15 protein-coding genes and 2 pseudogenes are annotated in these 22,289 nt (G+C 74.2%); 9 read left to right on the forward strand and 8 right to left on the reverse strand.

Going from position 1 to position 22,289, the window contains the following annotated elements:
* Window positions 1–196 precede the first annotated feature (196 nt).
* A complete protein-coding gene (locus tag ACFFIA_RS07170; RefSeq protein WP_377247340.1) occupies window positions 197–1,117 on the reverse strand; it encodes a MerR family transcriptional regulator in 921 nt (306 codons plus the stop codon).
* Between the two features lie 106 nt (window positions 1,118–1,223).
* Here ACFFIA_RS07170 and ACFFIA_RS07175 point away from each other — a divergent pair, with 106 nt between their 5' ends.
* The gene (locus tag ACFFIA_RS07175) at window positions 1,224–2,132 is read left to right on the forward strand and encodes a phytoene/squalene synthase family protein (RefSeq protein ID WP_377247343.1); all 909 of its coding nucleotides are present in this window, start codon (window positions 1,224–1,226) and stop codon (window positions 2,130–2,132) included.
* A 77-nt stretch (window positions 2,133–2,209) separates the two neighbouring features.
* Here the strand turns inward: ACFFIA_RS07175 and ACFFIA_RS07180 are convergent, their stop codons facing one another.
* Window positions 2,210–3,097, reverse strand: a complete 888-nt coding sequence (locus ACFFIA_RS07180; protein ID WP_377247346.1) for a HEAT repeat domain-containing protein — start codon at window positions 3,095–3,097, stop codon at window positions 2,210–2,212.
* A gap of 233 nt (window positions 3,098–3,330) precedes the next feature.
* On the opposite strand from ACFFIA_RS07180, the gene ACFFIA_RS07185 reads away from it, so the two are divergent.
* The 5 genes from ACFFIA_RS07185 to ACFFIA_RS07205 all read left to right on the forward strand — a co-directional run bounded on the left by ACFFIA_RS07185 (window position 3,331) and on the right by ACFFIA_RS07205 (window position 8,790).
* Complete coding sequence (locus tag ACFFIA_RS07185; RefSeq protein WP_377247349.1) at window positions 3,331–3,831, forward strand: sigma factor; 501 nt, start codon at window positions 3,331–3,333, stop codon at window positions 3,829–3,831.
* 176 nt (window positions 3,832–4,007) lie between these two features.
* Complete coding sequence (gene ligA / locus ACFFIA_RS07190) at window positions 4,008–6,074, forward strand: NAD-dependent DNA ligase LigA (RefSeq protein WP_377247352.1); 2,067 nt, start codon at window positions 4,008–4,010, stop codon at window positions 6,072–6,074.
* A 158-nt stretch (window positions 6,075–6,232) separates the two neighbouring features.
* On the forward strand, window positions 6,233–6,994 hold the full coding sequence (locus ACFFIA_RS07195; RefSeq protein ID WP_377247355.1) for a GntR family transcriptional regulator: 762 nt from the start codon (window positions 6,233–6,235) through the stop codon (window positions 6,992–6,994).
* A gap of 29 nt (window positions 6,995–7,023) precedes the next feature.
* Window positions 7,024–8,292 (forward strand): hypothetical protein, encoded by a 1,269-nt coding sequence (locus ACFFIA_RS07200; protein ID WP_377247358.1) that lies wholly within the window; start codon window positions 7,024–7,026, stop codon window positions 8,290–8,292.
* A 129-nt stretch (window positions 8,293–8,421) separates the two neighbouring features.
* Entirely contained in the window at window positions 8,422–8,790 is a 369-nt protein-coding gene (locus ACFFIA_RS07205) for a DUF6069 family protein (protein ID WP_377247361.1), read from the forward strand.
* A gap of 30 nt (window positions 8,791–8,820) precedes the next feature.
* On the opposite strand, the gene ACFFIA_RS07210 is transcribed toward ACFFIA_RS07205, so the two are convergent.
* From ACFFIA_RS07210 to ACFFIA_RS07225, 4 genes are all read right to left on the reverse strand, one after another.
* Window positions 8,821–9,045 carry a hypothetical protein gene (locus tag ACFFIA_RS07210; protein WP_377247364.1) on the reverse strand — a complete coding sequence of 75 codons (225 nt, stop codon included), beginning with the start codon at window positions 9,043–9,045 and terminating at the stop codon, window positions 8,821–8,823.
* 64 nt (window positions 9,046–9,109) lie between these two features.
* Window positions 9,110–10,480, reverse strand: a complete 1,371-nt coding sequence (locus ACFFIA_RS07215; RefSeq protein ID WP_377247367.1) for an aldehyde dehydrogenase family protein — start codon at window positions 10,478–10,480, stop codon at window positions 9,110–9,112.
* 30 nt (window positions 10,481–10,510) lie between these two features.
* Complete coding sequence (locus ACFFIA_RS07220) at window positions 10,511–11,341, reverse strand: fumarylacetoacetate hydrolase family protein (protein ID WP_377247370.1); 831 nt, start codon at window positions 11,339–11,341, stop codon at window positions 10,511–10,513.
* Between the two features lie 141 nt (window positions 11,342–11,482).
* Entirely contained in the window at window positions 11,483–12,589 is a 1,107-nt protein-coding gene (locus tag ACFFIA_RS07225) for an ADP-ribosylglycohydrolase family protein (protein WP_377247373.1), read from the reverse strand.
* Window positions 12,590–12,648: 59 nt separating this feature from the next.
* On the opposite strand from ACFFIA_RS07225, the gene ACFFIA_RS07230 reads away from it, so the two are divergent.
* On the forward strand, window positions 12,649–14,574 hold the full coding sequence (locus ACFFIA_RS07230; protein ID WP_377247376.1) for a hypothetical protein: 1,926 nt from the start codon (window positions 12,649–12,651) through the stop codon (window positions 14,572–14,574).
* Between the two features lie 109 nt (window positions 14,575–14,683).
* Here the strand turns inward: ACFFIA_RS07230 and ACFFIA_RS07235 are convergent, their stop codons facing one another.
* Window positions 14,684–15,502 carry an endonuclease/exonuclease/phosphatase family protein gene (locus ACFFIA_RS07235; RefSeq protein WP_377247379.1) on the reverse strand — a complete coding sequence of 273 codons (819 nt, stop codon included), beginning with the start codon at window positions 15,500–15,502 and terminating at the stop codon, window positions 14,684–14,686.
* Window positions 15,503–15,606: 104 nt separating this feature from the next.
* Here ACFFIA_RS07235 and ACFFIA_RS07240 point away from each other — a divergent pair, with 104 nt between their 5' ends.
* A complete protein-coding gene (locus tag ACFFIA_RS07240; protein WP_377247382.1) occupies window positions 15,607–16,965 on the forward strand; it encodes a glycosyl hydrolase family 18 protein in 1,359 nt (452 codons plus the stop codon).
* Between the two features lie 37 nt (window positions 16,966–17,002).
* Here ACFFIA_RS07240 and ACFFIA_RS07245 read toward each other — a convergent pair.
* A pseudogene (locus ACFFIA_RS07245) lies at window positions 17,003–18,250 on the reverse strand (glycoside hydrolase family 6 protein); the annotation flags it as partial.
* An 826-nt stretch (window positions 18,251–19,076) separates the two neighbouring features.
* Here ACFFIA_RS07245 and ACFFIA_RS07250 point away from each other — a divergent pair.
* Window positions 19,077–22,215, forward strand: a pseudogene (locus ACFFIA_RS07250) (discoidin domain-containing protein).
* Window positions 22,216–22,289: the final 74 nt, after the last annotated feature.

Here is a 22,289-nt window from a genome sequence, read left to right on the forward strand (position 1 = left end):
CACGGATGCCCGGATCCCGCAGTGACTAAAATCTATGGGTACGCGCCCGACCGGTCAAGGCCGTCCTGACCCGTGGATCAGCCCCCCGGGAGGGTCGCCGGTCCCGCCCCGCGGCGGCCGTGCCCGGGCAGGTTTCAGAAGTTCACCGGCTCGCGGATGATCGGGCAGGTCATGCAGTGCCCGCATTTTTGGCGGATTAGCCGGATTCGGGTAGCCACCGCAGCGCGAGGTCGAGCGCCTCGGCGAGGCTGGCCGGGCGGGCGACCGCCGGGGGCAGGCCCTCCGCGGGCCAGCCGGGACCGGCGGCGACGACGAGCGGCGTGGCCCGGAGGCCGCCGAGCTGGTCGAGGTGTGCGGTCACCGGCGCGTGCGACCAGAGCACCACGACGGTCGGCCCGAGGCGGCCGACCACGGCGGCCAGCGCGGGCGGCGGGACGCGGGCGCCGAGCAGCAGCGAGCGGTGGCCCTGCTCGGCGAGCGCCGCGGCGAGGGCCTCCACCGGGAGGCTGTGCTGCTCCTCGTCGGCGCAGGCCAGGAGCGTGCCGGGGGCGGGCGTGCCGGGCGGGCGGGGCACCGCGGCGAGGGCCTCGGAGATGGTGCGGGAGAGCAGGTGCTCGACCTCGACCAGCGCGCCGGTGGCCGCGTGGCGGTCGCCGACGCCGCTGAGCACCGGGCGGAGCAGGTGGTCCCAGGTGTGCACCACGCCGCGCTCGACGAGCATCCGGGTGATCACGGTGGTCATCGTGGCGGCGTCGAGGCGCATCGCGGCGCGGGCCAGCCCGCGCGCCTCCGGGCCGGCGCCACCGACCGGGATCGTGTTGCCCCCGCCGGCCCGCGTGCCGGGGACCACCGAGGGCCGGTCGGTCACGTCGAGCGGATGGACGGCCAGCGCGGCGCGGGCGGCCTCGGCGGCCGGCATCCCCTCGCCGGTCAGGCGGCACATCACCTCGAGGCGGGAGATGTCGGCTCCGGTGTACCGCCGGTGGTGGTGCGCCTCGTGCTGGTCGGGGCCCAGCCCGTATCGCCGGTGCCAGCTGCGCAGCGTCGTCACCGCGACGCCGAGCCGCCGGGCCACCTCGCCCGCACTCAGCCCCTCCTCGGCGACCCTCGTCCCCACGGCGTCAGGGTAACGTACAGTAGAGTCACCATTGCATCGTTTGTTGCATCGGTTACTCTCAGCCGAGACTGCCACCACGGAGGCCACGCTTAGCGAGAGGAGCGGCATGGATCCGGCACTCGCCGCAGCGTACGCGCGGTGCCGCGCCCTGCACCGCCGGCACGGTCGCAGCTACTACCTGGCTACCCGGCTCCTCCCTTCCGGGAAACGTCCACACGTCCACGCGTTGTACGGATTCACCCGATACGCCGACGAGATCGTCGACCGCGCCGACGGCACCTCCCCCGCCGAGCGCGCCCGCCGGCTGCGCGAGTGGTCCGACCGCTTCCTCTCCGGGCTCGCCGGCGAGCGGGTCGACGACCCCCTCCTCCCCGCCGTGCTGCACACGATCGACGTCTTCGACATGGACCGGGCCGACTTCGCCACGTTCCTCGCCAGCATGGCGATGGACCTGGAGGTCCGTGAGTACGGCGGCTACGACGACCTGCTGTCCTACATGGAGGGTTCGGCCGCCGCGATCGGCACGATGATGCTGCCGATCCTCGAGCCCGCCGACCGGGCCCTCGCCCGCGAGCCGGCCCGCCAGCTCGGCCTCGCCTTCCAGCTCACCAACTTCATCCGCGACGTCGGCGAAGACCTCGACCGCGGCCGGCTCTACCTGCCAAAGGCCGACCTGGACCTCTTCGGCGTCACCCGGGCCGACCTCCGCGCGGCCGCCGACCTCCGCGCCTCCTCGCCCGCAGTCAAGGCTCTCATCGCGTACGAGGTGAAGCGCGCCCGCGAGCACTACGCCGCCGCCGCACCCGGCGTGCCGATGCTCGCCCCCACCTCGCAGGCGTGCATCCGGGCCGCCTTCCACCTGTACGGCGGCATCCTCGACGAGGTGCGGCGGGCCGGGCACGACGTGTTCGCACGGCGGGCGGTGGTGCCCAAGCGGCGGCGGCTGGCCACCGCGGTCCGGTGCGTGCTCACCCCGCCCGGCACGCCGGTCGGGCTGGCGGCGGGGAGGCCCTGAATGCGGACGGCGGTCGCCCTCTTCGCGTACGAACGACTATCGGATCGCGCCGACACCGCGAGTACCGCACAGGCGGCTCAGCCGCGGTCGAGGACCAGCGTCGCGTAGCCCACGAGGTCGCCGTCGAGGAACGGGATCCGCTCGTCGCGCCCGGCCTCGGTCGTCCAAAAGCGCAGCTCGTCGAACGCCTCCTGGCCCGCCGCCATGCCGTGCACGCGTGCCTGGGCGACCGCGGTGGCCCAGCGCACCAGCGGGCGCGGGTCGTCGAAGGGAGGCGCGGCGCCGAGCAGGCCCATCGACACGACGGCGGTCGCGGCCAGCGCACCGTCCTCATCGGACGGATGAAGGGCGGCGAGCGCGGCGAGGGCGGGGATGCTGCCCTCCGCGTCTTCCGGGAACCACCCCAGCGCGTACGCCGAGGCGGCGCGCACTCCTGGGTCGTCGTGGGCCAGCAGCGCGCGGAAGAGCGGCACGCCCCGCCGCACGGCCTCGTGGGCGGCCACCGCCACGTGGGCGAGCATGCTCTCCTGCTCCTGCGCGGTGAGCGCCTCGACGTAGGCCGCGTCGCCATCCTCCTCGTCGAACTCGTCGTCGCCCGGATGTGGCGCGGCGGCGAGCAGCGTCGCCCCGCCCTCGGCCGTGCGGCGGTGCTCGGCGATCGGGATGCCGTCGGGCAGCCAGTATGCGTCGTAGCCGATCGCGATCGCGGTGAGCAGCAGCACCAGCTCGCCCTTGTCGGGCGCCTCCGGGTCGGCGAGCACCTCCAGCAGGAACGGCACCGCGTGTGCCGTCGCCTCGTAGCGCGTGCCTTGGTGGAAGATGGTGCCGTAAAGGTGCCAGCGCGCCTTCTCCCGCTGGTCGGGGTCGGCGGCGCAGAGATCTCTGATCATGTCGGGAACGTCGGTGGCCGGCCCGTAGGCGTGGGTGATGCGGGCCCAGTCGACGTCAGCGAGTCGCTCCAGCACGCCGTCATCGTGCCATCCCGCAACACTTTTCGCGACCCGCCACGCGCGCTATCCACATGGGACACGATTAGGTCCACAAAGGACTTGGAAGTGGTTTGGCGCGCGACGCGGTTGGCGGGGCGCCTCCAACCAGCCGCCCGAGAGCGGCACCGCGACGACCGCGCCGCGTTCCGGAGCGGGCGGCGTCCCAACCTTCTAGTGGTCTGTGGCGTTTACCTGGGAGAGGAAGTGCGATGGACAGGTACGAGGGTCTGCGCGAGTTCGTGGTGGCGCGTGGAGCGGCACTGTCGCGCACCGCGTACCTGCTCACCGGGGATCATCAGCTCGCCGAGGATCTGCTTCAGCACGCGCTGGTCAAGACGGCCGTGCACTGGCGGCGGGTCGTCGCGGGCGGCAACCCCGAGGGCTACGTGCGCCGGGTCATGGTCAACGAGCGAACGTCGAGGTGGCGGCGGGGCCGCCACGTGGATGTGCGGGGCTTGGCCGCCGGCGACGAACTCGGCGGCGCGGCACCGGTTCCAGGCGACGAGGCCGAGGCCGCCGCCCCGCCGGCGGCGGACTGCGCGGCGCACGCGAGCCGGTTCGCCGTCCTGCTACCGATCGGGCGCAACAACGGCGAGGTGTACATCGAACTCGACGGCTGCCGCCGGATCCTGACACCGCCCGCCGACGGCCGCGGTCATGTGCTCGCTCAAGGCGGCGAGGCGCTCACGCGGCTGATCGACCGCCCATAGCGGTACGAGGCCACCGGTCCGGCTGGACGGTTCGCGGCCGCACCGCCGGGGTGGTTCGCGCGCACCGCCCCCGACCAGCCACAATGTTCGCGGTACACGCTGAGTTCGCGGTACACGCTGAGTTCGCGGTACACGCTGAGTTCGCGGTACACGCTGAGGCTGAGGGGGCGGCGGGCATGCGGGAGCTGGTGGATCCGGTCGTGGACGCGGCGGAGGCGACGCCGTTCCCGGACCCCGCAGATTACCAGGCCGCGGTCGAGCGGATCCGGGGCGCCGCCGAGGCGTACTACAGCGGTCCCGACCTGGCCATGGACGACGCGACGTACGACGCGCTGATGGCCCGGGTCGCGGCGACCGAGGCGGCCCATCCGGAGTGGAAGGACGCCGAGTCCCCCACCGAGGCGGTGGGCGCGGGCGGCGACGTGGTCGGCGACGTCGTGCACAGCGAGCCGATGCTCAGCCTCGACAACGTCTTCGGCGAGGAGCCGCTGCGCAAGTGGGCGGCCCGGCTGGAGAAGCTCCTGGGCCGTCCGGTCGCCGGCTTCACGGTCGAGCCGAAGATCGACGGGCTGGCCATCGCCGCCCGGTACACCGACGGCGTCCTGACCCTGGTGGCGACGCGGGGCGACGGGCGCGCGGGTGAGGACGTGACCACGCAGGCCCGCCGCGCGGCCGGGCTGCCCGAGCGGCTGCGCGAGCCGGTGACGGTCGAGGTGCGCGGCGAGGTCTTCATGACCGACGACGACTTCGCCGCCGCCCAGGTGATGCGCACCGGGGCGGGCGAGCCGGCCTTCGCGCATCCGCGCAGCGCCGCCGCGGGCACTCTCCGCGCGCCCAAGCGGGTCTACGAGGCACCGCTCTCCTTCCTCGCGTACTCGGTGCACGGCGTCGCCGAGCCGACCGCCCACTCGGCCGCGATGGCGTGGCTGGCGGAGCTCGGCGTGGCGACCACCGGCTGGACGCTGTGCGCCACGGTCGACGAGGTGCACGCGGCGGTCGAGGCGCTCACCGCCGCCCGGGGCACGCTCGGCTTCGGCGTCGACGGCGCGGTCATCAAGGCCGACCAGCCCGCCGACCGCCTCGCCGCTGGCTCGTCCAGCCGGGCGCCGCGGTGGGGCGTGGCGTACAAGTTCCCGGCCGACACGCGTACCACCACGCTGCTCCGCATCGAGGTGCAGGTGGGCCGCACCGGCGTGATCACTCCGGTCGCGGTGCTGGAGCCGGTGCAGGTCGGCGGCGTGATCGTCACCTCGGCCACGCTGCACAACTTCGACGACCTGGTGCGCCGCAACGTCCGCGCCGGCGACACCGTCTTCGTCCGCCGGGCCGGCGACGTGATCCCCGAGGTCACCGGTGCCCAGCTCGACCTGCGGCCGGCCGGCGCGGTGGCGTTCGAGCCGCCCACGCACTGCCCCCGCTGCGGCGGCGAGATCGACCGCACACAGAAGCGGTGGCGGTGCACGCAGGGCCGGGCCTGCGGCGCCCAGGAGTCGCTGTCCTACTACGTCGCGCGCACGTCGATGGACATCGAAGGGCTCGGCGACAAGATCCTCCACGCGGTGGTCGCCGCGGGCCTGGTCACCGACCCCGCCGACCTCTACGACCTCGACGTGCCCACGCTCGCCGCCCTGGAACGCCTCGGCGAGGTCTCCGCCACCAAGCTGGTCGCCAACATCCAGGGCTCGAAGGCGCAGCCGCTGTCGCGCGTGCTGACCGCCCTCGGGGTGCGCATGACCGGCCGTTCCATGTCCCGCCGCCTGGCCCGGCACTTCGGCACGATGGACGCCCTGCTCGCCGCGACCGCCGACGACCTGCAGCGGGTCGACGGCGTGGGCCCCGAGCGCGCGGTGACCATCGCGGCCGAGCTGGTCGAGCTGGCCCCGCTGATCGCCAAGCTCGCCGCCAAGGGCGTCAACATGACCGAGCCGATCGAGGCCACGCCGGACGTCTCCTCGCTCCCCCTCCAGCGCCCCGACGGCAGCCCGATGACGGTGGTGGTGACCGGCGCGGTGCCCGGCCTGACCCGCGACGAGGGCAACGAGGCGGTCGAGCGGCTCGGCGGCAAGTCCTCCGGCTCGGTGTCGAAGAAGACCGACCTGGTCGTGGTCGGCGAGGGCGCCGGCTCCAAGGCGGCCAAGGCCGAGCAGCTGGGCATCCGCGTCCTGCCGGCGGAGCGCTTCGCCGCGCTGCTCCAGGCCCACGACGCGGGCGACCCCGACACGGTCGCGGAGATCCTCGCCTAGGCGCCCGGCCCCGGGCGGGGTCGGGCACCGCGGGCCGGGCCGCCCCGCCGTGCGTACCAGATTGGACCAGATGGACCTCGGCGGAGCGTGAGCGGCGGGGTCGTGGTCCAGTGAGATCGGCGTCGTGGTCTGGCCCAAGCCGCCCGGACGTGCTTACGGTGCCCCCAGCGGCGATCGTCCGGGAGGAGGTGGGCGTGCTGGCCGGAGGGGCCGACCGGGCGGGGGAGGCGCGGGCGCGCCTGCTCGACCTGATCGACTCGCTGCCCACCGGAGAGCGGATCCCGGCCGAGCGGGAGCTGGCCGCGCGCTGGTCGGTGGCGCGCATGACGCTGCGCAAGGCGATCGACCGGCTCGTGCTCGACGGGCTGCTGGAGCGCCGGCAGCGGCAGGGGACGTACACCTGCCGGCCACGCGTGCCGCGGCACCTGACCATCGCCTCGTTCACCGAGGAGCTGACCCGGCGGGGCGTGCGGCCCGCCAGCCGCACGCTCGACCTGCGGCGCGTGCGGGCCACCGTGCGGATGGCCCGCCAGCTGCGGCTGCCCGTGGGCGATCCGGTGACCCGCTTCGTCCGGCTGCGGCTCGGCGACGGCGAGCCGCTCGCCGTGGAGAACATCATGGTGCCCTCGCGCCTCTTCCCCGACCTCACCGAGAAGGACCTGGAAGGCTCCTGGTACGCGCTGATGGCCGAGCGCTACGGCGTCGAGGTCATCTCCGGCACGGCCCAGGTGGAGCCGGCCCTGCCCGACCGGCGCACCGCCGAGCTGCTGCGCGTCCCCCCGGCCCAGCCGTGCTTTCGCATCCGGGCGCTGATGTGGGACCGGCGGGGGCGTGCCGTGGAGTACGGCGAGTCGGTGTACCGGGGCGACTACTACACGCTCACCGTCGAGCTGCTGCCCGACGGCGGCCGCCGGGCCTGAGCGGCGACTCGACCATGGAGGTACCCCCGGTGACCGAGCCTGTGCGGGTCGGCCATGCCAGCGCCGCGCTCGACGTGCCGCTCGGCTCGCCCCTCGGCGGATACGCCGCCCGCCCCGGCCCCGCCACCGGCACCCTCGACCGGCTGGAGGCGCACGCGCTCACCATCCACAGTGGTGGGCGGCGGCTGGCCTGGGTCGTGCTCGACACGCCGTACGCGCACGCCGACCTCGCCGCCGCCGTCGCCGCGCTGCTGCCCGGCACCGACGTGTGGGTCTCCGCCACGCACACGCACGCCGGCCCCGAGACGAGCTGCCTCCCGGCTTCGCCGGTCACGCCCGAGCGGTGGCTGGCCGAGATCCCGCCGGTCGCGGCCGCCGCGGTCGAGGCCGCCACCGCCGCCGAACGGGACGTGCGGCTGAGCCTGCACCGCCAGCGCCTGGCCGGGGTCGGCGGGCAGCGCTCGGGCGCCCGCCCCCGCCGCACGGTACCGGTCGACGTGCTCCGCTTCGAGCACGCGGACAGCGGCGGGCTGGCCGGCCTGCTCGTCGTGCTGCCGGTCCATCCCACCGTCATGCCGGCCGACAACCTGCTGGTCAGCGCGGACCTCTCCGGGGCGGTACGCCGGGCGCTCGCCGCGCGGCTGGGGCCGGGCACGTTCGCCGTCGTCGCCACCGGCGCGGCCGGCGACATCAGCACGCGACCGCACCGCCACGCGCAGACGCCGGCGGAGTGCGACCGGCTGGGCGGGCTGGTGGCCGACGCCGTCGTACGCGGCCTGCGCCGCCCGCCCCGCGCCACCGCCGCCGGCCCGCTCACGGTGGCCCGCGAGCGGCTCGCCCTGCCGCCCAAGCCGGCCACCGCCACGCCCGAACTGGCCCGGCGGCTGGAACGCCGGCTGGAACGGGCCCGCCGCGCGGGCGACGCGGTGGCCGTCCGCACCGCGTGGACCGCGCTCCAGGCAGCCCAGCTCGCCCAGCTCGAGCCGGCGCTGGCCGACCCCGCGTGCGCCATCTCCGTGGTGCGGCTGGCCGCGGAGCCCGGCGTGGCGGGCGGTGGACTCTCGCTGGTCGGGCTCGGCGCCGAACCGTACCTCGACCTCGCCGCGCGACTGGACGGCCTGGTCGACCACCCCACCGTCCTCATCGGATACACGAACGGATACCTCGGCTACCTACCGGTGCGCGGCGCCTACCGGCGACCCGACTACGAGGTGCTCCGCTCCCCCGTCGCGGCCGGCAGCGCCGAACGCGTGGTCGACCGGGCCGCGGAGCTGGCGCGGCACGGCGCCACGTCCTAGGGCACCAGGGACGCGGGCTCCTCGCTCACCTGGCTGGCGATCCGCAGCGCCTCCACGAGCTGCCGGTACAGCTCGTCCCGCGACCTCTACCACGCGAACACCTCGTACGGCGGGGAGCGCTCCGCCGCTATGCCGCGCGATCGCGAAGGCCGGCCCGGTGGCGCGGCGCATCAAGGTGAGCGAGGCGCCCTGTGCCAACGCGCACGCGGCCTCGGCGCCGATCTCACCGCCGGCGGGCGGACGGTGACGCTCGCCGCGGTCGCCGTGGCGACCACCGTCGCCGGCCTCGCCGCGTGGGGGCTGCTCGCGATCCTGGAACGGTCGACGCGGCGCGCCGCCACCGCGTGGACCTGGATCTCGGTGGCGGTGCTGGTGCTGTCGCTGGCCGGCCCGGCCGGCGCGGAGACGGCGGGCGGGCTGGTCGCCCTGGTGTCGATGCACGTCGCGGCCGGCGCCGTGCTGATCGCCGGCCTGCGCCGCACGGTCCGGAGCCGATGAGGTCCCGTCACACCGACGGGCAGGCCACGGTCAGGCGCCGTAGCGGCCGGTCTCCGGATCCCAGTGGGTGATCCGATTGAGCGCCCGGTGCAGCTCCTCGGCCTGCTCCGGCGTGGGCGAGACGCGGTCGGGGCCGGTCTTGCCGCCGGCGACCCAGTCGGCGTCGTCGATGCCGTATCGCTCCTCCCACTCGCGCTGCGCCTTGTCGACCGCCATCAACATCCGCCTGCGCTCCGGGTCCATCGCCAGCGCCATGCGGCGGAGTCTATCCGTCGTGGCGCCGGTCCGGCTCCACCACCGCGCGCCCCCGCGGCGCCGGTCACGGCGTGAGGGTGACCGTGGTGGTGCGTGTGTAGAACTCGCGCGCGGCCGGCCCCTGCTCGCGCGGCCCGTAGCTGGACTCCTTCGCCCCGCCGAAGGGCGCGTGGAAGTCGACGCCGGCGGTCGGCGCGTTCACCTTGAGCATGCCCACGTCGAAGCGGGGCGAGAGGGTGAGCGCGGCGCCAAGGTCGCGGGTGAAGAGGGCTGCGACGAGCCCGTGCCGTACGGAGTTGGCGGCCTCGACCGCCGCCTCCGGCGAGGCGGCCGGCACCACCGCGCAGATCGGCCCGAACACCTCCTCGGTGAGCAGCTCGTCGCCCTCGGGCACGCCGGTGACCACGGTCGGCGCCACGAACCAGCCGGCGTGGTCGAGCGCCGCGCCGCCGGTGAGCACCTTCGCGCCGCGCCCGGCCGCCCGGCGGGCCGCGCCGGCCACCGCGTCGCGCGCCTCCACCTCGATCACCGGGCCGACCGCGGTGCCGGGCTCGGCCGGGTCGCCCACGCCCAGCTCCTCGACGGCCGCGACCAGCCGCTCGGCGAAGCCATCCGCGTCGCCCACCACGATCGCGCGGCTGGTGGCGGTGCACTTCTGGCCGGCGTACCCCATCGCGGCGAAGGCGATCGTGCGCGCGGCGGCGTCCAGGTCGGCGTCGGGAAGCACGACCGACGCGTTCTGGCCGCCCATCTCGCACTGCACCGGGATGCCCCGCTCGGCGGCCGCCCGGCGGACCCGCGCGCCGGCCCCCACCGAACCGGTGAACGAGACCGCGTCGGCCGCCTCCACCAGCGCCGCGCCGGCCGCGCCACCGCCGGTGACGACCGTGAGCACGCCGCCCGGCAGCGCGTCCGCGAACAACTCGGCCAGGCGCAGGGCCACCGCCGGTGACTGCTCGGCCGGCTTGAGCACCACCCCGTTGCCGAACGCGAGCGCCGGCGCCGCCTTCCACAGCGGGATCGCGACCGGGAAGTTCCACGGCGTGATCAGCCCGGCGACCCCGTGCGGGCGGCGGCGCGTGTGCAGCAGCGAGGCGCCGTCGGAGGCGGGGAAGACCTCGCCCTCGGGCAGCAGTGCGGCCTGGGCGAAGTACCGCAGGATCGCCACGCCCCGGGCCACCTCGCCGACCGCCTCGCCGACCGGCTTGCCCACCTCCCGGACGACCAGCGCGGACACGTCGGCGGCGGCGCCGGCCAGCGCGTCGGCGCAGGCGGTCAGGGCGGCGGCCCGCTCTCCCGCCGCGCGCCGGGCCCAGTCGGCGCCGGCCGCCCGGGTCCGCTCCACCGCCGCCGCCACGTCGGCCGGCCCGCTGTCGGCCACCTTGACCACCAGGTCGTCCGGCCGCTGCGGCGAGCGGCTCTCGATCTGCTCCACGTTCGTCCCCCTGTCGAATAGCTGGCGTGCTCAGGCGCGCCCCACGACCACCACCGGGTTGCGCAGCGTGCCCACCCCGGCGACATCGATGGTCACCACGTCACCGTCACGCAGCGTGAAACTCCGGTCCGGCACCACACCGGTGCCGGTGAGCAGCACGACCCCCGCGGGAAAGTCCAGCGCCCGCGTCAACCAGGAGACCAGATCCTCCGGGGTACGGGCCAGCCGATCCGTCGAGGTCGTCGCCGCCCACGCCGTGGCGCCGCCGCGCTCCACGCGCACCGACACGGGGAACGGGCCGGGGCCCGCCTCCCAGGCCGGCACGATCGCCGGGCCGAGCGCGCAGGAGCGGGCGTACACCTTCGCCTGCGGCAGGTAGAGCGGGTTCTCCCCCTCGATCGAGCGGCTGCTCATGTCGTTGCCGACCGTGTAGCCGAACAGCTCGCCGGCCGCGTTGACCACCAGCCCCAGCTCCGCCTCGGGCACGTCCCATCCGGAGTCGGCGCGGATGCCGACCGGCTCGCCGTCGCCGATCACGCGGGCGGCGGTCGCCTTGAAGAACAGCTCCGGCCGGTCGGCGGTGTACACGCGGTCGTACAGGTCGGCGTGCCCCGCCGGCTCCGACTCCTCCCGGCGCCCTTCGCGGCTGCGCTGGTACGTGACGCCGGCCGCCCACACCTCCTGCGCGTCGACCGGCGCCAGCGGGGGCGCGTCGAGGAGCGCCCCGTCACCGGCCTCGTACGCCGCGCGCGCCTCGGCGAGCGGGAGCGCGAGCAGGTCGGCGAGGGTGGTGCCAAGCGCGAAGAGGCCGGCCTCCCGGCGTACGGCCCAGCCTGCCGCGGTGCGCACGAGCTCGGTCACGCTGCCCCCTCCTCCGGCCGCCGCCGCGCGGCGAGGCGGCCACGCGCCCGGGCGGCCGCGGCTAGCACGGTGCGGTGAGATCCGCGCGCAAGGATGGTATCCGCGCCGCCTCGACGGCGCCCGCTCGACGCCGCGGCGGCGTCAGGCCCCGGGGTAGCGGCGGGTCCAGGCGGTGTGCGGGCCGTGGTCGCCGTGCAACTGGCCGCCCTGCGTGTACTCCATCGCCAGGTCGTCGGCGAGCGCCAGGATCGTGCCGCGCCCCTCGACCACCGCGGCCCAGTCGGGCGGCAGGGCGGTCTCGCCGTGCCAGGCGCCGAGCAGGTTGCCGCAGACCGAGCCGGTCGAGTCGCTGTCGCCGGAGTGGTTGACCGAGAGCAGCAGCGCCTTCCGCACGTCGGCCGGGTCGGGATAGGACAGTGCACAGTAGACGCCGATGGCCAGCGCCTCCTCGGCGATCCAGGCGCCGCCCAGCCGCTCGACCTCGTCTGGAGCCGGCGGGCGCCCGGTGGCGGCGAGCGCCGCGCGCAGCGCGGCCGTGGTCTCCTCGTGCCCGGGGCGGCCGGCGAGCAGGTCGAGCCCGACCGCGACCGCGGCGCGCAGGTCGCGACCGGCCACCAGCGCCCGCACGATCGCCGCGAACGCGCCGGCGGCCAGGTATCCGGTCGGATGCCCGTGCGTCTGCGTCGCGCACTCGACGGCGAGGTCGAACGCGCGCTCCGGCGTCGCCCACTCGCGCGGGTCGAGGCCGAAGGGCGCCGAGCGCATCACCGTGCCGCAGCCCTTGGAGTCGGGGTTCTTCGGGTCGTCGGGCGTGCCCATCCCCGGCGACTCCAGGCCGGAGAGGCAGGCGTTGCCGGGGGCCCGCCGCGCGTACAGCCAGGGCTGGGCGGCGAGCCAGCCGTCCGCCGGCCGCGGGGGCGCCGCGAGCCGCTGCGTGTCGAGCCACCGCAGGTAGGCGCGGTGCACCACGGAGGGCGGATGGCAGACGCCACGGTCCCACCGCACGGAGGCGCGGATCAGCCCTTCCACGGTGAAGAGGGTCATCTGCGTGTCGTCGGTGACCGGCGCGACCGCGTCCGCACCGACGACGAGGTCGGTGAGGCCGGCCGGGCCGTACCGCTCGCGGATCCGGTCGAGCGACAGGAACTCGATCGGCGCGCCGAGCGCGTCGCCGACCGCCCCGCCGACCAGGCAACCGCGCACGCGGGAGCGGTAGCGCTCAGCTTCGGTGCGATCCCAATCGATCATGGCGGAGGCGATCGTAGCAATCCCGTACCAGATGGCGCCGAGTTGATCAGAATGGCGGTATGCGCGGGCGGCGGTTGCGACGGTGGGCCATCGCGCTGGCCCTTGCCGGCGGCGGCGTGCTGGCCGCCGCGGCGCCCGCGGGCGCGGACCTGGCCGGCGAGACCGCGCTCGCCGAGCGGTACGCGCCGGTGGTGCGCCTGGTCGAGCAGGCGGAGGAGTGCGGGTACGGCGAGCCGTACCGGCCGCTGGACGTCGACGTGCTCTTCGGACAGTCCACCGTGGCCCTGCGCGGGCCCTGGTCCTCGGCCGACCTGGTGCGGATCGGGCCGAGCGCGGAGGACCTGGCCGACGGGCGGTACGAGTACCACCTCGACTTCCCGGGCAACCCGCTGCACCCCGGCTGCGGCTACCAGCGGTGGGCGGACCGGATCACCGGCGGCACGCCGCCCACCGTGTACGCGCACGTGGCGACCGACCCGGGCCACCCCGGCAAGCTCGCACTCCAGTACTGGTTCTTCTACGCGTTCAACGACTTCAACAACACGCACGAGGGCGACTGGGAGATGATCCAGCTCGTCTTCGACGCGCCCGACGCGGCCGCGGCGCTGGCCACGCCGCCGGTGGAGGTGGGCTACAGCCAGCACGAGGGGGCCGAGCGGGCGGCGTGGGGCGACCCGAAGCTGGAGGTGGTCGACGGCACGCACCCCGTGGTGCATCCGGCCGCCGGCTCGCACGCCAACTTCTTCGAGGACGCGCTCTACCTCGGCAGCTCCGGCTCGCAGGGCGTGGGCTGCGACGACGCGAGCAGCCCGAGCGTGGAGATCCGGCCGGTGGTGAAGGTGATCCCGAGCGACCCGGCGGCGGCGCGGGCGGCGTACCCGTGGATCGCCTTCGAGGGGCGCTGGGGCGAGCTGCAGACGGCGTTCTACAACGGACCGACCGGCCCCAACCTGAAGCGGCAGTGGACCGAGCCGATCGCGTACGCCGAGACGTGGCGGGAGCGGAGCTACGCCGTGCCGGCCGGCGGGCTGCTCGGCACCGACGCGACCGACTTCTTCTGCTCCGCGCTGCGTACCGGCTCCGACGCGCTGCGCCGCACCGTCGACCAGCCGGACCGGATGCTGCTCGTGCTCGGTGTCGGGCTGGCGATCGGCCTCTACGCCGTACGCCGCACGCGCTGGCGCCCGGCCGCGCCGCTGCGGGTCAGCCGGCGGCGGGCGTGGGGGCAGATCCTGGCCGCCGCCGCCCGGATGTACCTGGGGCGGTGGCCGCTCTTCGCCGGCATCGGCCTCGCGCTGCTGCCGATCGCCGGGCTGATCGCGCTGCTCCACTGGCTCGTGCTCGGCGCGCGGAGCGTGCTCGGCATCGACATGGACGGCGAGAGCGGCGGGCTGCTCGCCACGCTCTCGGTCGCCGCCGGCGCCACGCTCACGCTCGCCGCGGTCGGCCTGGTGCAGGCGGCCACCGCGCGGGCGCTCGCCGCGGTGGACGAGGGGCGGCCGATCGACCCGCTGCGGGCGTACGCGCTGGCGCTGCGCCGCCTGCCCCGCCTGCTCGGCGCCGTCGCGCTGGCCGTGGCCGCGGTGGTCCTGCTCGGCGCGACGGTGGTGCTGCTGCCGCTCGCGGTGTGGCTGGCCGGCCGGTTCGCGCTGGTGGCGCAGGTGGTCGAGCTGGAGGGCGGCACGGTGCCCGGCGCGCTGCGGCGCAGCAGCGGGCTCGTGCGCGGCCGGTGGTGGAAGGTCGCCTGGCTGGTCGTCGCCGGCGCCGGCATCGTGCTCGCCCTCGGCCCGCTGGTCGGCATGGTGCTGATCCTCGCGACGGAGGCCCCGTTCGCCCTGGTCAACATCGTGGCCGGCGTCGTCTACGCGCTGGCGCTGCCGTTCGTCGCGCTCACCACCGCGTACGTCTACCACGACGCCGCGGTGAGCGACGCGATCGAGCCGCGCCAGGAGGCCAGCCGGCTCCCGTCCGAGCTGCCCGCCTGAGCCGTACTCCACAGTGGCCGGTTCGGCGCGGCGCGGCGTCACGTTCCAGGACACGGGCCGGCGCCGGGGGTGGCCCCCGGGCCCACTGTCCGAACTGGAGGTATACGGCTCAGTTGCCGTCGGTGCCGGGCCGTCGTGGGGGCGGCCCGGCGTGCATCTCCACGACGAGCGGCCGGTGGTCGGAGAAGGGCACCGCGGGCGTCTCCGCGGCGGGCTCACCCGGCCAACCGGCCGCCCCCCGCCGGTCGAGCAGCACGTGGTCGAGCTGCACCTTGGGGCTTCCGGCCGGAAACGTGGCCACTTTGGCCAGCGGCCGCCAGCCGGAGACCAGCGCCGCCGCGCGGGCCGGCATGTTGAGGTCGCCGAGCAGCACGCGCGGCGAGGGCAGCCGGCGCAGCGCCCGCACCGCCAGGCGCAGCTGGCCGGCGTTCCAGGCGGGTACGAACGACAGGTGCGTGGTCGCCACGGTGAACGGCCCGCGCGGCCCCTCGACCACGGCGGCGAGCACGACCCGCGGCTCGTCGCGCAGCCACAGGAAGCGCCCGCCCGGCCCGGGCGAGAGGATCGGCGAGCGCAGCGGCGCGCCGGTCAGCCGGGTCACGTGCCACGACCGCACCGGCCACCGGCTGACCAGGCTCACCCCGAAGCTCGGCTCGTCGGCGCCGTCTTCGTCGTGGGCCAGCCGGCGGTAGGTCTCCCCGGGCGTGCCGATCAGCGCGGGGGCGAACCGGTGCGCGACCGCGCCGCTCGCCTCGGCGGCGAGCGCGGTGAGGTCGAGGTGGCCGCTGCGCACCTGGGCCCGGTCGACCTCCTGGAGCCCCAGCACGTCGGCGTCGAGCGTGGCGATCGCCGCGCGGAAGCGCTCCCGCTCCACCGCCCCGTCGTCGAGGGACCTCCCGTGCAGGACGTTGAAGGTGGCCAGGCGCACGGGTTCCAGGGTACGTGGGCACGCGATCGCGGCGGACCGGTCTCTTACTATGAAGAAAGTTAACTGATAAGCTTCCTGCCCAATCGACGATGATTGGGGTTCTCATGGGCGCTCGGCGTTTGGTGTCGGCCCTGGTGACAGGGGTGGCGGCGGCGGTTGTCGCCGGGATCGGCCTCGCGCCGAACGTCGGGGCGGCGCCCCAACTCCTCGTGGTCTGCAACGCGCCGGCGTGGGCCGAGGGCAACACGTACCCGGCCGGCGCCCAGGTGGTCTACAGTCTCCGCCTCTACCAGGCGCTGGTCACGCACACCGCGCACCCCGGCGCCGGCTGGAACCCGGCGGCCACCCCCTCGCTCTGGCGGGACCTCGGCGCCTGCGACGGCCAGCCGCCGCCGACCCGTACCCCGTCGGCCTCCCCCACTCCCACGCGGACGCCCTCCGCGTCGCCCACGCCGACCCGCACGCCGTCCGCGTCCCCCACCCCCACCACACCGGCGCCGACCGGCACGACCTGCGCGGTCAAGTCCCGGCCCGCGGGGAAGGTGCTGCACGGCTACTGGGAGAACTGGGACGGCGCCGTCAACGGCGTGCACCCGCCGCTGGGCTGGATCCCGATCACCGACGCACGGATCCGCCAGCACGGCTACAACGTGATCAACGCGGCCTTCCCGGTGATCCGCTCCGACGGCACCGTGCTGTGGGAGGACGGCATGGACTCGACGGTCAAGGTGGCCACGCCGGCGGAGATGTGCGCGGCCAAGGCCGCCGGTCTCACGATCCTGATGTCGATCGGCGGCGCGACCGCCGGCATCGACCTCTCCTCGTCCACCGTGGCCGACCGGTTCGTCGCGACCATCGTGCCGATCCTCAAGCGGTACAACTTCGACGGCATCGACATCGACATCGAGACCGGGCTCACCGGCAGCGGCAACATCAACCAGCTCTCCACCTCGCAGGCCAACCTGATCCGCATCATCGACGGCGTGCTCGCCCAGATGCCGGCGAACTTCGGGCTCACGATGGCGCCGGAGACCGCGTACGTGACCGGCGGCAGCGTGGTCTACGGGTCGATCTGGGGCGCGTACCTGCCGATCATCAAGAAGTACGCGGACAACGGCCGGCTGTGGTGGCTCAACATGCAGTACTACAACGGCAGCATGTACGGCTGCAACGGCGACTCGTACCCCGCCGGGACCGTGCAGGGCTTCACCGTGCAGACCAACTGCCTCAACAGCGGGCTGGTCATCCAGGGCACCACGATCCGGGTCCCGTACGACAAGCAGGTGCCGGGCCTGCCCGCCCAGGTCGGCGCCGGCGGCGGCTACATGTCACCGAGCCTGGTGAGCCAGGCGTGGAACGCGCACTCTGGCCAGCTCAAAGGGCTGATGACCTGGTCGATCAACTGGGACGGCTCGCGCAACTGGACCTTCGGCGACAACGTCCGCGCCCTTCAGGGACGCTGAGCGGAGGGGCGCCCCCGGTGGGGCGCCCCTCCACGGTTCACAGCGGCGGGTACGCGTTCGCGATCAGCTCGTCGAACTGGGCCTGGAACCAGTGGCCCGAGATCGGCGCGTCCGGCAGGGCGCCCGACATGTTGTGCTGGTTGCGCGGGTTCCCCTCGTACGTGGGGTCGCACATCCGGTCGAAGCCCTTGCCCTCGTCGTTCGGGATCTCCCGGCTGGAGCCGTCCGACTCGCCCGGCGGCTTGATCCACACGTACGCGTCGATGCCCGGCTCCGGCGCCACGGTCGGCCGCTCGCCGATGCCCGCGCCGGCCTGGTTGCACCAGTTGCCGAGGTGGATCCGGCGGTCGGTACGGGACTCGTCGACGAACGTGTTCGGGTCGGTCGAGGTGCTCGCCGCGGTGGGCCGGTCCGGGCCGCCCCAGCCGTTGCGCGAGGTGTCGATCAGCATGCCGAGGTTGTCGTCGAACGCCATCCCGGCGAGCAGGTCACGGTACGCCTGGGCGTACGACAGCTCGTCCACGTACCGGTTCCAGTCGACCCACTCCGTGCCCTCGCGCACCGGCCTGCCGCCGACCACGGTGTCCGCGTCGAAGAAGGGCTCTTCGAGCACGCCGTAGTTGGCGGTGTTGGTGATGAAGCCGTGCACGTCCGCCGGCGTGGCGCCGTTGGCGTTGGCGGCCTGGAGGAACACGTCGGCCGAGGCCTGGAAGTTGTCGTCCCAGCCGAGCCAGCCGTGGTGACCGGCGTCGATGTAGTTGTAGACGTTCTCGATCGCGCCGAGCCGCGCCAGGGCGTAGCCGACGCCCTCGACGTAGTTGCCGTTCGCCTTCATCTCGTCACACTCGGGCGTGGCGGTCTCGCGCGGGCTGACGTTCGTCACCAGGTTGGGCAGCGAGTCGATCTCGATGATCGTGACGATCCGCAGGCCGGCGTAGGCCGGGTCGCCCAGGATGCCGGCGATCACGTCGATGTACTCGGTCTCGTACCGCGCCAGCTCGTCCGCGGCCAGCTCGCCGTTGGAGGCGAGCGCGGCGCAGTCGCGGCCGGGCAGGTTGTAGATGACCACCTGGATCAGGTCGGCGCCCTGGGAGAGCGCCTCGTCGAGGTGGTCCCGCAGGCCCATGGTGTTGGACCCGGCGGAGCCGGACTCGATCGCCGCGATCCGGTCCAGCCAGATCGCGGTGGGCTGGTCGGCGATCGCCGCGCCGCCGTTCGCCGCGGCCTGCGCGGACCACTCGGGGTTGACGTAGACCTGAGCGCCTTCGTAGGGGTTGTCGACCCGTTCCAGCGCGCTGGCCGAGCCGGTGCCGACGGCGACCGCGGCCGCCATCAACGTGAACGCCGAAGCCAGAGCGAGGCCACGGCGCAACCGACGGTTGACGTGCATGCGAATACTCCTTGTGGGGTCGCGTGCGGACTCCCCGGCAGGTCCCACGACCGCATCCGCGCATCCGACGCGGTGCGGCCCCTCCGGGGGCGGTGGCCCGCGGATCACGCGCGCGACAAGCGTGCCGCGGGCACACCACCGGAAGGTCAGCCCATCCCGGCTGGACTGCCGGGCGGCTGTGCGTCAGTGCAGCGGCGGGGCCGTCGCGGGGCGCACGTCAGCGCCCCCGTGCCCTTGTGGTAGCCCTCGGCGATCGGTCTCCACGAGACCCGGATCGCTCCTCGACCGGCTGCCTGGCGTGGCTCTTGCCCGTAGCCTATTGCCCCACATTGCAGCAATCAAGAGAACTTCATCAATTTATTTCACGAACTTTGTGATTGAACGGATGTGCGGTCCATAGTCCTATTTGGACATGCTGTACCTGATGTACCCCTACCCCGTGCCCTTGACCTGAAACCTCGGATCGGTCGCCGGGGCCGGTGCCGGCCGGGCCGAGCAGCGCCACGCCGGCGGCCAGCGCCCCGGCGGCGATCGAGAGGCCGGCCACAACCCGCCCCGGCTGAGCCCGGTCTCGATGTCCGCGTGCGGGTCGGCGACGAGCGCGGCGTCGAGCGCCTTACGGAAAACCGGTCCTTGACGCGTGGAGGGATGTCGATGACTCTGATTCCCAGAAACCGCCTCTTCGGCGCTGTGGCGGCCCTTCGCGGGTCCGCCTCGGGCGGTGCGTTCACCATCGCCCGACGCCTGGAGGTGTCATGTCGCAGTTCACCCATGTCCGCGCACGACCACGCAGAGCCCTCGCCGCGGCCCTGACCGTGGTCCTCGCCGGCCTGCTCGGCGCGGTCGCCCTCGCGCAGGGGGCCGGCGCGGCCGGCGCGCTCCTGTCCCAGGGCCGCCCGGCCGCCGCCTCGTCCATCGAAGGCGACGGGCTGGCCGCCGCGTTCGCGGTCGACGGCAACCCCGGCACGCGGTGGTCCAGCCAGTTCAGCGATCCACAGTGGATACAGGTCGACCTGGGCCAGACCGCCGCGATCGACCAGGTGATCCTGAGCTGGGAGGCGGCGTACGCGACCGCGTTCCGGATCGAGACCTCGACCAACGGCACCACCTGGACCCAGATCCACGGCACGACCGCGGGCACCGGCGGCACGCAGACGCTCGCGGTCACCGGAAACGGACGGTACGTGCGCGTGTACGGCACCGCGCGGGCGACCGGCTACGGCTACTCGCTCTGGGAGTTTCAGGTCTTCGGCACGATCGGCGGCGCCCCCACGACGCCACCGACCAGCCCGCCGCCCGCCGGTGGGACACCCATCTCGGAGTTCAAGACCGTGACCGCCTCCTCGTGGGAGGGGGGCAACGCGCCCGCGGCGGCGCTCGACGGCCGCATGACGACCCGGTGGTCCAGCCAGTTCGGCGATCCACAGTGGATCCAGGTGGACCTGGGCGGGGCGGCCACCATCACCGGGGTCACGCTCGCCTGGGAGGCGGCGTACGCGACCGCGTACCGGATCGAGACCTCGACCAACGGCACCACCTGGACCCAGATCTACGCGACCACCGCCGGGCGCGGCGGCACCGAGCGGCTCACCGTCAGCGGCAGCGGGCGTTACCTCCGCCTTACCGGTACGGCACGCGCCACCGGCTACGGCTACTCGCTCTGGGAGCTCCAGGTCTTCGGCTCCGTGGACAACCAGGCGACCACTCCCCCGCTGCTGTCCGGGCCGACCCGCCCGCCGGGCACGACCGGCCAGTTCCAGCTGAGCGCGCCGGCCAACGGGGCGATGGTCACGAACACGCGCCGGCCCCCGCTCTCCTGGGCCGCCGTCGGTGGCGCGGCCCGCTACCAGGTGTGGCTCAACGTCAGCCGCACCGACTACGACTTCGCCGCCACCGGCAACCTCGTCGACCTCTACACGAAGGTCGCCGAGCCGACCGGCACCAGCTACACGCCGACGTGGGACATCGCCGACCGGTGGACCTACAAGTGGTACGTGGTCGCGGTCAACGGCTCGGGCGGCACCGTCGCCACGTCGAACATCCGGCAGTTCAGCCTGTACGTGCCGACGCTGGAGACCGTCTCCGACGGCGTCGGGACCGTCAACGGCGCCCGCGACGCCAACCGCAACGGCACCATCGAGCCGTACGAGGACTGGCGGCTGCCGGTCGAGTCGCGGGTCAACGACCTGCTCGGGCGGATGACGCTCGAGGAGAAGGCGTACCAGATGTTCTACAACGCGCAGGCGTTCGCGCAGTCCGGCTGGCACTTCGGGCCGGCCGACGCGCAGGACCTGCACGCCAACCTGATCCGGTCCAGCGGCACCAGGCTGGGCATCCCGTTCATCTCGGCGGGCGACACGATCCACGGGTACAAGACGACGTACCCCACGCAGAGCGCGCTGGCCGCGGCCCGCAACTACCCGCTGGACTACCGGCTCGGCGACATGCAGCGGCGCGAGCAGCTCGAGGTCGGTACGCGCGGCGTGCTCGGCCCGCTCGCCGAGGTGGGCACCAAGGTCATCTACCCGCGGATCCAGGAGGGCAACGGGGAGAGCGCCGAGGTGGCGGCCGCCCAGGTGCGGGCGCTGGTCGCCGGCCTGCAGGGCGGTCCTGAGCTCAACCCTCGGTCGGTGCTCGCCACGGTCAAGCACTGGCCCGGTGAGGGCGCGGGCGGCGAGGCGCTGATCGTCTTCGACGGCGTCACCATCAAGTACCACATGATCCCGTTCCGGGCGGCGATCGAGGCCGGGGCGGTCAACATCATGCCGGGATACGCGGGCAGCTCCTTCCTCGACCCGGGCGGGCCGGGGGCCGGCGACAGCGCGCCGATCCTCACCTACCTCCGGCAGAACCTCGGCTACACCGGCCTCATCACCACCGACTGGCTCCCCTCCGGCTCGTGGGTCGGCGCGGCGCGGGCCGGGTCGGACGTGATGGGCGGGGCCGACCCGGGCGCCCCCGGATACAGCATCGGCACGTTCACCGCCGGCGTGCCGGCCGCCCGGATCGACGACGCGGTGCGGCGCGTGCTGCGGCTGAAGTTCCAGCTCGGCCTCTTCGAGAACCCGTACGGCGACCCGGTCAACGGCCCGTACCGCCAGCACACGCCGCAGTACGCCGCGCTCGCCAACCAGGCGGCGCGGGAGTCGACGACGCTACTGCGCAACACGGGCGTGCTGCCGGTACGCCTCAACGCCGGCGACAACATCGTCGTGGCCGGACCGCGCGCCACGGACGGCGGCGCGTGCTGCGTGTGGACCAGCTTCTTCCACCAGGAGTACGGCTCGCAGAACTTCCTCGACGCGATCCGTACGCGGGCCGCGCGGGCCGGCGTCAACGTGTACCAGGACAGCGGCCCGTCGCCGAAGCTCGCGGTGGTGGCGGTCGGCGAGTCGTCGTACACGCACGGCACCAACTGGGTGAAGGAGCAGCCGTACCTGCCGCCGGACCAGCTCGCCGTGATCCAGAACTTCCAGCGGCAGGGCATCCCGGTCGTCGTCCTGCTGGTCATGCCGCGGCCGTACGTGATCACCGAGTGGCACACGCTCGCCAGCGCGGTGGTCGTGACGTACCGCGGCGGCGAGGAGATGGGGCCGGCGGCCGCCGCGCTGCTCTTCGGCGACTACCAGCCGAGGGGCAAGCTCCCGTGGCAACTGCCGCGCAGCCTCGACCAGGTGCTCCGGCCCGGCGGTAGCGACGTGCTCGCCGACGCCAACGAGCACTGGGACCTGCCGTACGACCTCGGCGCCACCGCCGCCCAGCGCAACGAGATCCGGGCCCGGATCGACGCGGGGCAGCCGGTGCCGACCAACTACGGCAACCCGCTGTACCCGTTCGGCGCGGGCATGAGCACGTTCTAGGAGGTCGCGGGCGCTCGCTCCGGCGAGCGCCCGCACACTACCTCGCGGTGTGTCTCTTCAGGATCTGCCCCCCG

Source organism: Phytohabitans kaempferiae (genome assembly GCF_042433955.1).
GTDB classification, from domain to species: domain Bacteria; phylum Actinomycetota; class Actinomycetes; order Mycobacteriales; family Micromonosporaceae; genus Phytohabitans; species Phytohabitans kaempferiae.

Coding starts and splice junctions, on each gene's coding strand:
- ligA (WP_377247352.1), top strand. CDS start 4,008: ATGCGGGAGCTGGTGGATCCGGTCGTGGACGCGGCGGAGGCGACGCCG.
- ACFFIA_RS07175 (WP_377247343.1), top strand. CDS start 1,224: ATGGATCCGGCACTCGCCGCAGCGTACGCGCGGTGCCGCGCCCTGCAC.
- ACFFIA_RS07230 (WP_377247376.1), top strand. CDS start 12,649: ATGCGCGGGCGGCGGTTGCGACGGTGGGCCATCGCGCTGGCCCTTGCC.
- ACFFIA_RS07185 (WP_377247349.1), top strand. CDS start 3,331: ATGGACAGGTACGAGGGTCTGCGCGAGTTCGTGGTGGCGCGTGGAGCG.
- ACFFIA_RS07205 (WP_377247361.1), top strand. CDS start 8,422: ATGCCGCGCGATCGCGAAGGCCGGCCCGGTGGCGCGGCGCATCAAGGT.
- ACFFIA_RS07240 (WP_377247382.1), top strand. CDS start 15,607: ATGGGCGCTCGGCGTTTGGTGTCGGCCCTGGTGACAGGGGTGGCGGCG.
- ACFFIA_RS07225 (WP_377247373.1), bottom strand. CDS start 12,589: ATGATCGATTGGGATCGCACCGAAGCTGAGCGCTACCGCTCCCGCGTG.
- ACFFIA_RS07210 (WP_377247364.1), bottom strand. CDS start 9,045: ATGGCGCTGGCGATGGACCCGGAGCGCAGGCGGATGTTGATGGCGGTC.